Source organism: Sporosarcina ureae, from assembly GCF_002101375.1.
GTDB classification, from domain to species: Bacteria; Bacillota; Bacilli; order Bacillales_A; family Planococcaceae; genus Sporosarcina; species Sporosarcina ureae_B.
Genome location: NZ_CP015207.1, coordinates 3,016,468 through 3,031,413 on the forward strand (window position 1 = coordinate 3,016,468; position 14,946 = coordinate 3,031,413).

General features: G+C 41.2%; 15 protein-coding genes. All 15 read left to right on the forward strand.

Going from position 1 to position 14,946, the window contains the following annotated elements; genetic code table 11:
* The 15 genes from smc (at position 1) to sucC (ending at position 14,942) form a co-directional block, all read left to right on the forward strand.
* Positions 1-3,558 carry a chromosome segregation protein SMC gene (gene smc / locus SporoP8_RS14725; RefSeq protein ID WP_198166029.1) on the forward strand — a complete coding sequence of 1,186 codons (3,558 nt, stop codon included), beginning with the start codon at positions 1-3 and terminating at the stop codon, positions 3,556-3,558.
* A 12-nt stretch (positions 3,559-3,570) separates the two neighbouring features.
* Positions 3,571-4,593 carry a signal recognition particle-docking protein FtsY gene (gene ftsY / locus SporoP8_RS14730; RefSeq protein WP_085133212.1) on the forward strand — a complete coding sequence of 341 codons (1,023 nt, stop codon included), beginning with the start codon at positions 3,571-3,573 and terminating at the stop codon, positions 4,591-4,593.
* 63 nt (positions 4,594-4,656) lie between these two features.
* Entirely contained in the window at positions 4,657-4,983 is a 327-nt protein-coding gene (locus SporoP8_RS14735) for a putative DNA-binding protein (protein ID WP_085133213.1), read from the forward strand.
* A gap of 12 nt (positions 4,984-4,995) precedes the next feature.
* Positions 4,996-6,351 carry a signal recognition particle protein gene (gene ffh / locus SporoP8_RS14740; RefSeq protein WP_085133214.1) on the forward strand — a complete coding sequence of 452 codons (1,356 nt, stop codon included), beginning with the start codon at positions 4,996-4,998 and terminating at the stop codon, positions 6,349-6,351.
* Between the two features lie 92 nt (positions 6,352-6,443).
* A complete protein-coding gene (rpsP, locus tag SporoP8_RS14745; protein WP_029052320.1) occupies positions 6,444-6,716 on the forward strand; it encodes a 30S ribosomal protein S16 in 273 nt (90 codons plus the stop codon).
* A gap of 15 nt (positions 6,717-6,731) precedes the next feature.
* A complete protein-coding gene (locus SporoP8_RS14750; RefSeq protein WP_085133215.1) occupies positions 6,732-6,965 on the forward strand; it encodes a KH domain-containing protein in 234 nt (77 codons plus the stop codon).
* A 76-nt stretch (positions 6,966-7,041) separates the two neighbouring features.
* Positions 7,042-7,557: a ribosome maturation factor RimM gene (rimM, locus tag SporoP8_RS14755; protein ID WP_085133216.1), complete on the forward strand. Its 516-nt coding sequence runs from the start codon at positions 7,042-7,044 to the stop codon at positions 7,555-7,557.
* Positions 7,557-8,294 (forward strand): tRNA (guanosine(37)-N1)-methyltransferase TrmD, encoded by a 738-nt coding sequence (trmD, locus tag SporoP8_RS14760; RefSeq protein WP_085133674.1) that lies wholly within the window; start codon positions 7,557-7,559, stop codon positions 8,292-8,294. The genes rimM and trmD overlap by 1 nt, the downstream gene beginning before the upstream one ends.
* 127 nt (positions 8,295-8,421) lie before the next feature.
* The gene (gene rplS, locus SporoP8_RS14765; RefSeq protein ID WP_085133217.1) at positions 8,422-8,766 is read left to right on the forward strand and encodes a 50S ribosomal protein L19; all 345 of its coding nucleotides are present in this window, start codon (positions 8,422-8,424) and stop codon (positions 8,764-8,766) included.
* A gap of 106 nt (positions 8,767-8,872) precedes the next feature.
* Positions 8,873-9,436 (forward strand): signal peptidase I, encoded by a 564-nt coding sequence (lepB, locus tag SporoP8_RS14770; protein WP_085133218.1) that lies wholly within the window; start codon positions 8,873-8,875, stop codon positions 9,434-9,436.
* Positions 9,437-9,454: 18 nt separating this feature from the next.
* Positions 9,455-10,309, forward strand: coding sequence for a ribosome biogenesis GTPase YlqF (gene ylqF, locus SporoP8_RS14775; RefSeq protein ID WP_085133219.1), 855 nt, complete (start codon positions 9,455-9,457; stop codon positions 10,307-10,309).
* Between the two features lie 116 nt (positions 10,310-10,425).
* The gene (locus SporoP8_RS14780) at positions 10,426-11,199 is read left to right on the forward strand and encodes a ribonuclease HII (RefSeq protein WP_085133220.1); all 774 of its coding nucleotides are present in this window, start codon (positions 10,426-10,428) and stop codon (positions 11,197-11,199) included.
* Positions 11,196-13,364 (forward strand): YhgE/Pip domain-containing protein, encoded by a 2,169-nt coding sequence (locus SporoP8_RS14785; protein ID WP_085133221.1) that lies wholly within the window; start codon positions 11,196-11,198, stop codon positions 13,362-13,364. The genes SporoP8_RS14780 and SporoP8_RS14785 overlap by 4 nt, the downstream gene beginning before the upstream one ends.
* On the forward strand, positions 13,361-13,648 hold the full coding sequence (locus SporoP8_RS14790; protein WP_085133222.1) for an EscU/YscU/HrcU family type III secretion system export apparatus switch protein: 288 nt from the start codon (positions 13,361-13,363) through the stop codon (positions 13,646-13,648). The genes SporoP8_RS14785 and SporoP8_RS14790 overlap by 4 nt, the downstream gene beginning before the upstream one ends.
* 133 nt (positions 13,649-13,781) lie before the next feature.
* The gene (gene sucC / locus SporoP8_RS14795; protein ID WP_085133223.1) at positions 13,782-14,942 is read left to right on the forward strand and encodes an ADP-forming succinate--CoA ligase subunit beta; all 1,161 of its coding nucleotides are present in this window, start codon (positions 13,782-13,784) and stop codon (positions 14,940-14,942) included.
* Positions 14,943-14,946: the final 4 nt, after the last annotated feature.

The window sequence follows — 14,946 nt, forward strand, 5'->3', positions numbered from 1 at the left end:
GTGTTTTTGAAGAGGCTGGAAATCGCAGGCTTTAAATCTTTCGCGGAAAAAATCCATATAGATTTCGTACCGGGAGTCACGGCGATCGTAGGACCTAACGGAAGTGGAAAAAGTAATATTATCGATGCGATTCGTTGGGTGCTCGGTGAACAATCTGCAAAATCATTGCGTGGTAGTAAAATGGAAGACGTCATTTTCGCAGGCAGTGATTCTCGGAAAGCAGTTAATTTTGCAGAAGTCACACTCATTTTGGATAATACACAAAATTTATTTCCGCTTGATTACACTGAAATCAGTGTAACTAGAAGGGTTTTTCGATCTGGAGACAGTGCGTATCTACTGAACGGTCAGACTTGCAGGTTAAAAGACATCACCACGCTATTTATGGATTCGGGATTGGGTAAAGAAGCATTTTCTATTATTTCGCAAGGTCGTGTAGATGAGATTTTAAATAGCCGTGCTGATGAAAGACGCAATGTCTTTGACGAGGCGGCGGGTGTATTAAAGTATAAAACACATAAACTACAAGCGGAACATAAATTATTTGAGACGACGGATAATTTAGATCGCGTACTGGATATACTAAAAGAAATCGATGATCGACTTGTTCCCCTAGAAAAAGAAGCAGGTCTGGCTCGTAAAGCGTCTACATTGCGTTCTGAACTTCGCGAAGCGGATGTTCGTTTACTCCATCACGACGCTTCTTCTTTGCAACAGCAGATTTCTGAAATAGCAGCAGTTGTGAAAAATGATGAAGCCGAACAGCGAAAGATTTCGGATACTCTTACACAATATGAAAAAGATCTGGATATTGATAAGAAAGGCCTTGTGAAAGTAGAGCTTCAACTGGATGAGTACCAAAACGAATTGATCAAACAGACTGCAGAAGTTGAAAAGTGGGAAGGTAGAAGATTGCTGTCCGTTGAAAAGACTCGTAATACGAAGCAACAAGTGGAGCGTATTAGACAAGAGTTGCAAACAGCAGAAGAAACTCAACGAATGGCTAAAGACAAACATCGTGCTATGCAGATGAAGCAGAAAATTGCTCAGCGTGAGCTTGAAGAAGTTACGAAAGAAAGTAAGCAAGTCACGGCTATGTTGAATAGTTCATTAAAAGAAACGGAACAGCAAATTGAACAGTTGAAATCTGTTTATATTGAGCGGCTCAATGAAGAGGCTACTGTGCGCAGTGAAATCAAGCATGTAGAAGAGCGGCTTCAGGGAGAAAAGTCTTCTACAGAAAAGATTACCGTTCAGACTACTTTACTTTCCGAACGAAAACAACAACTAGCTAAAGGACAGCAGGAGAAAATCCAGCAAAAATTGACTGTTCAAAAACAGCTAGATGAGCTAGAAAATTCCGCTAAAGCTTGTCAACAACAATTAACAGCAGAAGAACAACGTTTATCTACGCAACAGCAAGTTCTGCAGAAAGCATTGCGTAAACAATCCGAAATGCAAGGAAGACTTCGTGCCCTGGAAAGTCTTGAAAAGGATTTTTCAGGGTTCTATTCAGGTGTCAAAGAAGTACTTCATGCGAAGAAACAGCAACGTATACAAGGGATCGAAGGAGCTGTAGTGGAACTCATTACGACGGAACCGGCTTATACAAAGGCAATCGAAACAGCTCTTGGTGGTGCTATGCAACATATCATTACCACGACTGAGCATGATGCAAGACGGGCCATCGGTTATTTAAAAACGAAAAATTTCGGTCGCGCTACGTTTCTTCCTATGGATATCTTAAAGCCGCGTGAACTTCCTATGAATAGCCGGCAAGTACTTTCTCAACAGCACGGCTTCATCGGTACAGCATTTGAACTCATTCAAACGTCCGCAGCATATGAGTCAGTTGCCAAAAACTTATTGGGTCAGACGATTATTGCTAATGATTTAGAAACTGCATCAGGTTTAGCTAAAACAATAGGACACCGCTATCGTATAGTGACACTTGATGGGGATATTATAAACGCTGGCGGTTCATTGACGGGTGGCGGTGCGAAAGGTCAGTCCACGCTGTTTTCCCGCAAGGCTGAACTGGAGACTCTTTCCAATCAACTGCAAAAAATGGATCAATCTATTCAACAGGCTACCGCACTAACTTCTGAAACTCGCAATTTAGTTGGTGCGAGTTTACATCTTCGTGATCAATTGCGCGTAAAGTTAGAAGAAACCCAACAGAAAAAGTCCCTAATCCATGCGTCATTACAAGAAACTGAAATGGAATTGCGTTCCGTCGAAATGGAAATATCCACAATTGAAATCGGACGTACAGATACTGTCTCTGCAGAAAAGCAGTTGTCGACTAAAAAACAAGATTTACAAATCCGACATGAAGCATTGAAAAGTGAACTTCAAGAGACGTTGGAAAAGTTAGAAGGTTTAGAGAGACTAGTAGAGAATAGACGCGAAGAACAGCAGTCCTTGCAGAAGAGATTACATGACTTACAGCAAAAAAGTGCAGTATTGAAAGAGCAGAACGCCTATCATTCAAGCAGTATATTAGAAACAATCACTCAAATAGATGAATTAGACTTGATAATTAATCGCTTGCAAGAAGAACAGCATTATGTGCAGGAGTTTGTCATTGGCAAGGAATTAACACCTGAAGAAATAGAGAAGCAAAGTCAGCAAGCGAATGACACAAAAAAATACTTACAACAAACGATCGAGATGGAAAAAGCTGAGCGTGTTAAGCAAGCTAAACGTGTTCGTGATCATGAACAGCGTATTAAAACGATCAGACAACAAGTAGGTACTATTTCTGAGCGTTTGAATACACTGAGGATCCAGTTATCCAGACTCGAAACACAATATGAAACGGTCAGAGATCGATTGGATGAAGAGTATGGCTTACGGCCGAATGAATTGCATCTTGAAGCATTGGATATTCCGCTACTTCGCAAAACGGTAGAGAATTGTAAGCAACAACTAGCTAGGATAGGACCTATCAACCCGAATGCAATTCAGGAATTTGAAGAAGTTTCAGAACGTCATGAGTTTTTACAATCACAACGTAATGACTTGGTTGAAGCTAAAAACACGTTGCAAGAAGCAATGGCAGAAATGGATCAGGAAATGAAGAGTCGCTTCGAGACAACGTTTGAAGCAATCCGCAGTCATTTTCGTCGCGTGTTTAAGGACATGTTCGGTGGAGGAGAAGCAGATCTTGTATTAACGGATCCAACCAACTTACTGACTACGGGAATTGATATCATGGCACGACCTCCAGGAAAAAAGTTGCAGAATTTACGTTTGTTATCTGGGGGAGAACGTGCATTAACTGTTATTTCCTTGCTGTTCTCTATTCTAGAAGTTCGCCCCGTGCCTTTTTGCATTTTAGATGAAGTGGAAGCGGCACTGGATGAAGCGAACGTGGTACGATATAGTAATTATTTAAAGAAAGTTTCGGACCAGACGCAATTCATCGTGATCACGCATCGAAAAGGTACGATGGAAGGTGCAGACGTCCTGTACGGCATTACGATGCAAGAATCGGGTGTTTCGAAATTGCTTTCTGTTAAACTATCTGAAATGGCAGAAGAAATCAGTAGCTAAGGAGTGAAATGAATGTCTTTCTTTAAGAAGATAAAAGATAAAATATCAGGAACGAACGAAGTGGTAGCAGAGAAGTTTAAAGATGGATTGACGAAGACGCGCGATTCATTTACATCGAAAGTTAACGATTTAGTGTTTAGATTCCGTGTCGTCGATGAAGAATTTTTTGAAGAACTGGAAGAAGTGTTACTTCAAGCGGATGTTGGTTTTGAAACAGTTATGGAATTGATTGATTTGCTAAAAGAAGAAGTGCAACGTAAAAATATTAAAAACACGACAGGTATGCAGTCATTGATTTCTGAGAAGCTTGTAGAAATTTATAATTCAGGTGAAACAGTTTCCAGCGAATTGAATATCGAAGAAGGTAGATTGAACGTAATTTTGATGGTTGGCGTAAACGGCGTAGGTAAAACGACAACGATCGGTAAAATGGCTGCCCGCCTCAAAAAAGAAGGCAAAACCGTTATGTTGGCTGCTGGAGATACATTCCGCGCAGGTGCGATTGAACAGCTTGTTGTCTGGGGAGAGCGCACGGGTGTAGAAGTCGTTCGTCAGGCGGAAGGTTCAGATCCAGCTGCCGTTATTTTTGATGCGGTGAAAGCAGCTAAGAAGCGTAACGTTGATGTTTTAATCTGTGATACAGCTGGTCGCTTACAAAATAAAGTGAACTTGATGAATGAGCTGGAAAAAGTACACCGCATTATTGGCCGCGAAATTGAAGGCGCGCCACATGAAGTATTGTTAGCGTTGGATGCGACGACTGGACAGAACGCATTAATCCAAGCGCAGACATTTAACGAAGTAACAAATGTTACGGGTATTGTATTGACGAAACTAGACGGTACAGCAAAAGGCGGTATCGTGCTCGCAATTCGCAATAAGCTCGATATTCCGGTGAAGTTTGTCGGTCTTGGTGAAGGTATCGATGATTTACAACCGTTCGATCCGGAGAAATATGTCTATGGATTATTTGCGAACGGATTAGAAATGGAAGAAACTGAAGAACATGGAAACGAAATTGAAGAAGACAAGTAAAATCACTTGACAGCAATACGTGTGCGCGATACTATATAATAGTGACTGAAGGAGGTCGTGATCTTGCTTGAAAAAACGACAAGAGTGAACTTCCTCTTTGATTTTTATCAATCATTATTAACTGACAAACAACGTTTATATATGCAATTATATTATTTAGATGATCTTTCTCTCGGTGAAATCGCTGAGCAATATGGCGTATCGAGACAGGCTGTGTATGACAATGTGAAACGGACTGAGGCTATGCTCGAAGATTACGAGAAGAAACTCAATTTGTTTGAAAAGCATGAAGGTCGACTTGAAATTGTAGAGTTGCTAGAAGAAATGGTACCTACTGAAAATTCAAATCGCTTCATGAAATTGCTACATACCTTAAAAGACTTTGAATAGGGGGGATTGTCTATGGCATTTGAAGGTTTAGCCGAACGCCTGCAAGGAACAATGAATAAAATTACAGGCAAAGGTAAAATTAACGAAGCTGACGTAAAAGAAATGATGCGTGAAGTGCGTTTTGCGCTAATTGAAGCAGACGTTAACTTGAAAGTCGTTAAACAATTCGTCAAGACGGTCAGCGAGCGCTCAGTAGGTCAGGACGTAATGAAAAGTTTGACACCTGGTCAGCAAGTAGTGAAAATCGTAAAAGACGAATTAACGAATCTAATGGGTGGAGAACAAAACCCCATTCAATTCGCACGTAAATCACCTACAGTCATCATGATGGTAGGTTTGCAAGGTGCTGGTAAAACAACAACTACCGGTAAATTGGCCACAGTTTTACGTAAAAAACATAATAAGAAACCTTTGCTTGTGGCAGCAGATATTTATCGCCCAGCAGCGATCCAGCAACTCGAAACTTTGGGAAAACAGATTACCGTACCTGTATTTTCTATGGGCACCGATCAGTCACCTGTTGAAATTGCCCGCAAAGCAATGGAAGAGGCGGAACGTGAGCATAATGACGTGGTAATCATTGATACTGCAGGTAGACTCCATGTGGATGAAGCGCTCATGCAAGAATTGAAAGATATTCGTGAGTTAACTAATCCCGATGAAGTATTTCTCGTAGTAGATGCCATGACAGGTCAAGATGCAGTCAACGTGGCAAAAAGTTTCGATGATACAATCGGAATCACTGGCGTCATTTTGACAAAACTTGATGGGGACACACGTGGTGGTGCGGCGTTATCGATTCGTACCGTTACAGAAAAACCTATCAAATTTGTCGGTATGGGCGAGAAAATGGATGCACTTGAACCATTCCATCCAGAGCGTATGGCGTCACGGATACTTGGTATGGGCGATGTCATGTCTTTGATTGAAAAAGCACAAGAAAACGTGGACGAGGATAAAGCGAAAGAGTTAGAGCAGAAATTGCGCACTCAAAGCTTTACACTTGACGACTTTCTTGATCAAATGCAACAGGTAAAGAAGATGGGACCACTCGACGAAATCTTAAAAATGATGCCGGGCGCGAATAAGATCAAAGGACTCGACAATGCCAAAGTGGATGAGAGTCAAATGGGTCGTGTAGAAGCAGTTATTTATTCCATGACGCTTGCTGAACGCGAGAACCCAGAAATTATTAATGCGAGCCGCAAAAAAAGAATTGCTGCAGGATCTGGAACTTCTACACAGGAAGTCAACCGTTTGCTAAAGCAGTTTGAGGAAATGAAGAAAATGGTTAAGCAAATGACCAATATGCAACAAAAAGGTAAGAAGAAAGGTAAAATGCCTGGTTTTGATGCGTTTTTTAAATAAAATAGAGGGTGTTAAGAAAAAAACCTTTACAAACAAATAAAACCTTGGTAATATACTATCTTGTGTGAAACTATTCGGAGGTGTAGATAATAATGGCAGTTAAAATTCGTCTAAAACGTATGGGAGCTAAGAGATCTCCTTTTTATCGTATTGTAGTAGCTGATGCACGTGCACCACGTGACGGCCGTCAAATCGATCAGGTTGGTACATACAACCCGCTTACAAAGCCAGCAACAGTTGAAATCAACGAAGAATTGGCTTTGAAATGGCTTCAAGATGGAGCAAAACCATCTGATACAGTTCGTAACTTGTTCTCAGAACAAGGTATCATGGAAAAATTCCATAACGCTAAATACAGCAAGTAATTTGGAGGGGTGGACATGAAGCAGCTGATTGAAACAATTGTAAAACCGTTAGTCGATTACCCGGACGACGTGAAAGTGGTATCTGAAGAACAGTCTCAACGAGTCGTTTATCGGTTATCAGTGAATGCGGAGGATATGGGTAAAGTGATCGGGAAGCAAGGTCGTGTGGCAAAAGCGATCCGTACGATTGTTTACTCAGCAGCAGGCAGCCACCACGGCAAAAAAGTGTATTTGGATATCTTGGATTGATCCAAAAGGAAGGAGCCCCGGTTCCTTCCTTTTTTGCACGTATAAATACTTTTATTCATATAATGGAGGCGAAATAATGGAATGGTTTAATGTAGGCACGATTGTTAATACGCATGGTATTAAAGGTGAGGTTCGTGTGATGTCCAAAACAGATTTCCCGGATGAGCGATATGAAGTGGGAAGTGAGCTCGCGATCTTCATGCCGAAAAGCAAAGCACCTACGTTTGTGAAAGTGATCAGTCATCGTAAACATAAAAACTTTGATTTACTGATGTTTGAAGGCTATCCGAATATTAATGACGTCGAGAAGTTCCGAAATGGCGTGATCAAGGTCTCGGAGAAAGAATTGACGGAACTAGAAGAAAATGAATTTTATTATCATGAAATTATTGGCTGCCGTGTGATTACAGAAACTGGAGACGAGATCGGTACGGTTTCAGAAATTATCGAAACAGGTGCTAATGACGTATGGGAAGTAACGCCTGCTGAAGGCAAACCACATTATATCCCGTATATCGAAGATGTTGTAAAAGATATCGATATAGATAAGCAGATTATCACAATTGAATTGATGGATGGTTTGCTTTCATGATGAAAATCGATGTGCTCTCTCTGTTCCCAGAGATGTTTGAGGGTGTACTCCATTCTTCAATCATGAAAAAAGCGCAAGAACAACAAGCCGCATCGTTTAAGGTTACAGATTTTCGTGATTATGCAACAAACAAACATAGAAAAGTCGATGATTATCCGTACGGTGGTGGTGCGGGAATGGTACTAAAACCCGAGCCTCTCTTTGCGGCTGTAGATGCTGTCACTAAACAAAGCACTAGCAAGCCACGTGTTATCTTAATGTGTCCGCAAGGCGAACGGTTCACGCAGAAGAAAGCGGAAGAACTTGCGAAAGAGCAACATCTTGTTTTCATTTGTGGTCACTATGAAGGATACGATGAGAGAATTCGTGAACATTTGGTTACGGATGAAATCTCACTTGGCGACTTTGTATTAACGGGCGGAGAAGTGGCTTCTATGGCCATCATTGATAGTGTAGTACGGTTACTCCCTGACGTTCTAGGTAATAATCAGTCAGCTGTCCACGATTCATTTTCAACGGGTATGCTGGAACATCCACAATACACTCGACCCGCTACATTCAACGGTCTTGAAGTGCCTCCTGTGCTGTTGTCGGGCAATCATGCAGAGATTGATAAGTGGAGAGAAGAGCAGGCATTTCTTCGCACGGCACAACGCCGTCCTGAACTATTGCGAGAAGCACCGTTAACTGAATATCAAAAAAAACTTTACGAGCAATGGTTACAAAAAAGAGACTAAATTTGCTTGATTCGTTAACAGGCGTGTGCTATGATTTATTAAGCGCTTTTTAAGAGCGCCTATTTTACTGTTGTTCCGCTGCAAAGCAAAACGTGCAAGAGCATCAGAAAAGAAGGAGAGAAAAAACATGCAAAAACTAATTGCAGATATTACAAAAGATCAGTTACGCACTGAACACCCTTCATTCCGTCCTGGCGATACACTTCGCTTGCACGTGAAGATCATCGAGGGAACTCGTGAGCGTATCCAGTTATTCGAAGGTATTGTTATCAAACGTCGCGGTGGCGGAATCAGCGAAACTTTCACTGTACGTAAAATTTCAAATGGTGTTGGAGTGGAACGTACATTCCCATTACACACGCCTAAGCTAGCTCAAATTGAAGTAACTCGTCGCGGTAAAGTTCGTCGTGCGAAGTTGTACTACCTACGTAAACTACGTGGTAAAGCAGCACGTATTAAAGAACTCCGTTAATAAGATAAACAGAAACGAAGGGGGCCTTGCACTTGGCCTCCTTTCTTTTTGCTCAGAAAGACAATTGGCTGTACAATAATAACAGACAGGGCAGGAGGCTGGATTGATGGAAGAGAAAAAAACGAGAAGTGAAGGACTGGAATGGATCAAAGCATTGTTAATCGCGTTTGGATTGGCCGCCATTATTCGTATCTTTTTATTCACACCAATCGTCGTTGACGGTATTTCTATGATGCCAACATTGGAACATGGTGACCGCATGATCGTTAATAAAATCGGCTATACAATTGGTGAACCGCATCGTTTCGATATAGTAGTATTCCATGCACCTGAACAGAAAGATTATATTAAACGTGTAATTGGACTGCCAGGGGATACAGTGGAGTATAAAGACGATGTACTATATATAAATGATGAGCCGTATGAAGAGCCGTACCTTGATCAATATAAGTCGGAAGTACAAGATGGTACGTTGACGGAAGATTTTACACTGCAGGATGTACCGCAAATCGATGCAAAAACAGTGCCTGAAGATCACATATTTGTAATGGGTGATAACCGTCGGAAAAGTAAAGATTCTAGACACATAGGTGTTGTATCAATCGATGAAGTCATCGGCAGTACCAGTGTGGTATTCTGGCCGATTAAAGATATTGGTCTTGTGAAATAATGAAAGGAGACGATTCGAATGACTATTCAATGGTTTCCGGGCCATATGGCGAAAGCGAGACGAGAAGTCTCAGAAAAACTCAAGTTAGTAGATATAGTATTTGAATTAATTGATGCTAGACTGCCACTTTCATCACGTAATCCCATGATAGATGAAGTAACGCATCAGAAACCAAGATTGCTTATTTTGAATAAAATGGACTTGGCGGATGAAGTACAAACTAAACGATGGATTGCCTATTTTGAAAAGCAAGGCTTACGAACAGTTGCGATCAATTCATTCGAAGGTAAAGGCCTCCAAACAGTCACCAAAGCTGCCAAAGAGATTTTGCAACCGAAATTTGACCGCATGAAGCAGCGAGGTATACGTCCTGGAGCAATCCGCGCAATGATTGTCGGCATTCCCAATGTCGGAAAATCTACTTTGATTAACCGATTAGCGAAGAAGAACATCGCTAAAACAGGAAACAAACCAGGTGTAACTAAAGCGCAACAATGGATTAAATTTGAGAAAGAATTAGAGCTTCTTGATACACCAGGAGTGCTGTGGCCGAAGTTTGAAGACCAGCAAGTAGGTTATAAGTTGGCGTTAACAGGTGCAATTAAAGACTCTGTATTGAATATGGAGGAATTAGCAGTATATGGATTACGATTTTTGGAGTCCCATTATCCTGAAAGACTGGCACAGCGCTATGAAATGATAACAGTGGGGGATAATGTTCAATCATTGTTCGATAAAATCGGTGAACGTCGAAAAGTATATACTGTTGGTGGAGAAATTGATTATGACAAAGTAGCAGAAATGATCGTACAAGACATCCGTGACCAGCAAGTAGGTAAGTTAACATTCGATTTCCCTGAAGAATTCGAATAAACCAGAAGCAACGATTTGGAACTCTGTTTCCAAAACGTTGCTTTTTTGTCGAAAAAATCATTTAGAAACCGATATAATACTTAGATAATCATAATTCAGATGGACAGGTGAAGAAATTGACAACGATACAGCAAATAAAGCATCAATTAATGGAGTTACAAGAACCGAATGATTGGCTTATAGAACTTGAAGCCGACACGAGAAAAGGCGTCCAGCAAGCGATTATTCAATGGCGCGCCCGCTACGAAAAAAAACAAGCGCTTATTCAAGAATTTCAAAAGAAAATCGCATTTGATGACTCATATAGATCCTCACGCGTTTTATTTGTTGCGGGAATTGACGAAGCGGGAAGAGGACCTTTAGCGGGGCCAGTAGTTACAGCTGCGGTTATACTACCTGAGGATTGTTCCGCCCTTATTGGATTGGACGACTCGAAAAAAGTTTCTAAGGAGAAAAGGCAGGAATTTGCCCGACTGATTAAAGAACAAGCTGTGGCGTACGCTATACACGTGCAGCCTGTTCAAGTAATTGATGAATTGAATATATATCAAGCAACAAAGCAATCGATGGAGATAGCTATAAGTGAACTTGAAATAGCGCCACATGTAGTTATAGCAGACGCTATGAATCTACATACATCGTGCCTATGCTACTCCGTCATAAAAGGAGATGAAAAAAGCTTAACTATCGCGGCTGCTTCTATATTAGCTAAAACAACTCGTGACGCACTGATGAATGAATTACATGACGAGTTTCCTTGGTATGCATTTAATGAAAATGCGGGATATGGAACTGCGAAACATCTACAAGGACTTGAAACGCATGGACTTTGTGAACATCATCGCAAATCGTTCGAACCGATTAAAACGATGTGGAGGGATCGACAATGAATTTACATTCATTAGCTGCTTCATCTACAAGGACTACCATGGAAACTCAACCGCTATCCCTTAAAGAAGGACAAATGATTCACGGAAAGATTACACAATTATTTCCTGGTCAAATGGCGCAAGTACAAGTTGGAAATCAGCAGTTATATGCTAAATTGGAAGTGTCCATGCAAGCAGGAGATAATTATTACTTCAAGGTCAACGGCACTGAACCTGAGTTACAGCTGCAGATCATTTCTGGTCCGATGCGCGGTGAAGGCCAGTCGGCACAACTGAACCAGTTAATGGAGTCGTTAAATGTACCCAAAACACAGGAAATGAAAGATATTCTCGCGACGATTATTAAGCAAAAAATTCCTATGACAAAAGAAAATATACTAGAAGCTGTCAATCTTCTGAAATTATTACCGGATGGAATGAAAGCAGAGGCACTAGCGACACTCGGTAAAATTGCTGAAGCAAAACTACCATTTACACCAGCTGTATTTCAGTCGCTCCTACAAGCGCAGATGAGCACGATTACGCAGCAACTGACAACATTGCTAGCTTCTATACAAAGCGACGCTAATCTTCCTTCAGCGATGCGTGAGCAACTCCTATCGACCATTCAATCTCTTTCTTCTCCTTTAAGTCAAGTGATAGGGAAAGAACTGCTTAATCAAAGTTTATCTCAATTGCTAAATCCACAAGCTACTCAAGCAGATCGATTTGTAGCTCTGCAGTTATTGAAAAGTTCTGCTATACTACCCGCACAAACATCATTGGCCAACTTGCCTCAAGTGTTAGCTGATTTGGTCACGAAAGTGAGTACGGGACCTACCAATGCTACTAGCAACATGATGAATCAAGCAGACCAGGGTAAAGCGATACAGTCTATAATCAGTCAACTGGGTCAAACGCCTGTTACAAATCAACAAACAATAAAAGCGCTCGTACAAAATGTCACGCAGCAATTACCCAACCAAGTACTACCGGGATCTGTAAAAAACGCGTTGCAGACTGTGATTAATCAGTTAACTCAACAACCGATGACAGATAGCTCTAAAGTTGCAGTCGTTGAGCAATTCAGTAAATTATTTACCCAAGCTCAAGCTGCAATTACTCCGGCTACGGTGCAAACAGTTCAAAGTACAATTAGTCAAATTAGCCAATCAGCGGTAACTGACCAAGAGTCAATTAAAAGGAACGTGCAAAACCTGACACAACAGCTAAGTAGTACTTCAGCTTTACCCGACTCGATGAAAAAAGCATTACAAAATGTATTGAGTCAATTTGTGCAGCAACCAATGACAGAGGGGGCAAAAACAGCACTAGTCGAACAACTCAGTCAGACATTGGTCCAACAAGCGAGTAGACAAGATGTGCCATTACAGCAACAAACTGTGATGAAAGAAGTACAACAGTCAGTTCCATCGCTCATAGTGTCGCTTGATAAAGTGGATGAAGCCATGCGTGCATTAATGCAAATGGCTGAAAAGTCGGAGAATAGTCAAGTGAAACGATTGCTTCAGACAGCCGAAGCTCAAGTATCACAGACGATGAATGGAGTTGTCATGAAAGAGGCTATACAAAACGTATTCAGTACATTAGGTGTGAATTACGAGGCGATGCTCGGAGGGAAAGAACCTGATATAGCGAATTTGGCAAGCGCATTAAAACCACAATTACTGGCTATGCTACAGGATCCGTCGCTTTCACCGCCACTGCGTGATGCAGCGGAAACAATGGTACTTCGCCTGAATGGAACATTACTACAATCAGGGGATACAGGCGCGCAACAACAGCTGATCATGCAACTACCACTAGAAATGTTTGGCAAAAAGATCGATGCTACGTTGCAGTGGAATAGCCGAATGAAAGAAAATGGGAAAATTGACCCAGCTTTTGCGAGGATATTATTTTATTTGGAATTGGAATCACTGTCGACAACCTTGGTTGATATGCATGTGCAAGACAAAGTTGTAAACTTGACGATTTTTAATGATTTGCCTTCTTTAAAAACGGTGGGACCCGCTTTTCAAGATCAATTAAAAGACGGCCTTGAAGGAGTTGGCTATAAACTGTCGGGCATTACTTTCAAGCCGTTCATGGAAAAACAGCTAGATGTCAAAATAACAGCTGGCGCATTCCCGTTGGATGAGGGAGGAGTAGATTTTAGGATATGAGAGAAGAACAACGTTTTACTAGAAAAGAAGCTGTTGCGCTGTCCTATGACCCTGAAGTTTCAGATGCTCCAAAAGTAATAGCCAAAGGAAAAGGAAAAATTGCCGAGAATATTCTTCAACGTGCGCAAGAACATTCAATTCCCATACAACAAGATCCGAGTCTGCTGGAATTACTTGGACAATTAAATGTCAACGAAATGATACCTGAAGAACTATATTTAGCCGTATCGGAGGTATTTGCTTATGTCTATCGTTTAGATCGTGAGAAAGGTGGTATGAATTAAAAGTAGGCTAAGTTGTTGGAAATTAAAGAATTTTGATTTGCAATAGCGATTCTTGGACAACGTGTGACAGTTTGATTACAATAAAACAGTAGTTGAACTTCAAGCAATTGTAAAATGAATGGAGGCAGTACGTATGAACATCCATGAATATCAAGGGAAGCAGTTATTGAGAGATTACGGAGTAGCTGTTTCAAAAGGCCGTGTCGCGTTTTCTCCAAAAGAAGCAATGGCAGTGGCAAAAGAGATTGGTACAGTACCTATTGTGGTAAAAGCCCAAATCCATGCAGGTGGACGAGGTAAAGCAGGCGGAGTCAAAATTGTAAAAACTCTTGACGAAGTGCGTTCAGTAGCAGCCGATTTAATTGGTAAGCAACTCGTAACACACCAAACAGGTCCTAAAGGACAAGAAATAAAGCGTCTTCTCGTTGAAGAAGGAATTGATATCGAAAAAGAATTTTATATTGGTCTTGTCGTTGACCGAGCAACAGATCGTGTAACATTGATGGGATCTGCAGAAGGCGGCGTAGAAATCGAAGAAGTGGCAGAACATAGCCCTGAAAAGATTTTCTATGAGGTAATCGACCCAGTAGTTGGATTGGTTCCTTTCCAAGCGCGTCGTATGGCGTTCAATATGGAAATTCCTAGCAACCTAATCAATAAAGCAGTCAGCTTTTTCTTAGGTTTATATAAAGTGTTCAGCGAAAAAGATGCATCTATCGTTGAAATTAATCCACTTGTTGTTACAAAAGACCAGCGTGTACTTGCTTTGGATGCGAAATTCAACTTTGATGACAATGCTACATTCCGTCATAAAGATATTATGGAATTACGCGATTTTGATGAAGAAGATCCTAAAGAAATCGAAGCATCCAAGTATGACTTGAGCTATATTTCTCTTGACGGCAATATCGGCTGCATGGTAAATGGAGCCGGTTTAGCGATGGCTACAATGGATACGATCCATTTCTATGGCGGAGAACCCGCTAACTTCTTGGATGTTGGGGGCGGTGCAAAGAAAGAAAAAGTAGCAGCCGCTTTCAAAATCATCTTATCCGATCCAAAAGTTAAAGGTATTTTTGTTAATATCTTTGGTGGAATCATGAAATGTGACGTAATTGCTGAAGGTGTTATTGAAGCAGCTAAAGAAGTTGGTCTTCAAGTACCTCTTGTCGTACGTCTTGAAGGAACGAATGTAGAACGCGGGAAAGCCTTGTTGCAAGAATCCGGCATCAATATCGTTGCAGCGGATTCCATGGCAGAAGGCGCGAAAAAAATCGTTGAGTTGATAGGATAAGAAA

Coding starts and splice junctions, on each gene's coding strand:
- ftsY (WP_085133212.1), top strand. CDS start 3,571: ATGTCTTTCTTTAAGAAGATAAAAGATAAAATATCAGGAACGAACGAA.
- trmD (WP_085133674.1), top strand. CDS start 7,557: ATGAAAATCGATGTGCTCTCTCTGTTCCCAGAGATGTTTGAGGGTGTA.
- rimM (WP_085133216.1), top strand. CDS start 7,042: ATGGAATGGTTTAATGTAGGCACGATTGTTAATACGCATGGTATTAAA.
- rplS (WP_085133217.1), top strand. CDS start 8,422: ATGCAAAAACTAATTGCAGATATTACAAAAGATCAGTTACGCACTGAA.
- SporoP8_RS14750 (WP_085133215.1), top strand. CDS start 6,732: ATGAAGCAGCTGATTGAAACAATTGTAAAACCGTTAGTCGATTACCCG.
- sucC (WP_085133223.1), top strand. CDS start 13,782: ATGAACATCCATGAATATCAAGGGAAGCAGTTATTGAGAGATTACGGA.
- ylqF (WP_085133219.1), top strand. CDS start 9,455: ATGACTATTCAATGGTTTCCGGGCCATATGGCGAAAGCGAGACGAGAA.
- SporoP8_RS14785 (WP_085133221.1), top strand. CDS start 11,196: ATGAATTTACATTCATTAGCTGCTTCATCTACAAGGACTACCATGGAA.
- SporoP8_RS14790 (WP_085133222.1), top strand. CDS start 13,361: ATGAGAGAAGAACAACGTTTTACTAGAAAAGAAGCTGTTGCGCTGTCC.
- ffh (WP_085133214.1), top strand. CDS start 4,996: ATGGCATTTGAAGGTTTAGCCGAACGCCTGCAAGGAACAATGAATAAA.
- rpsP (WP_029052320.1), top strand. CDS start 6,444: ATGGCAGTTAAAATTCGTCTAAAACGTATGGGAGCTAAGAGATCTCCT.
- lepB (WP_085133218.1), top strand. CDS start 8,873: ATGGAAGAGAAAAAAACGAGAAGTGAAGGACTGGAATGGATCAAAGCA.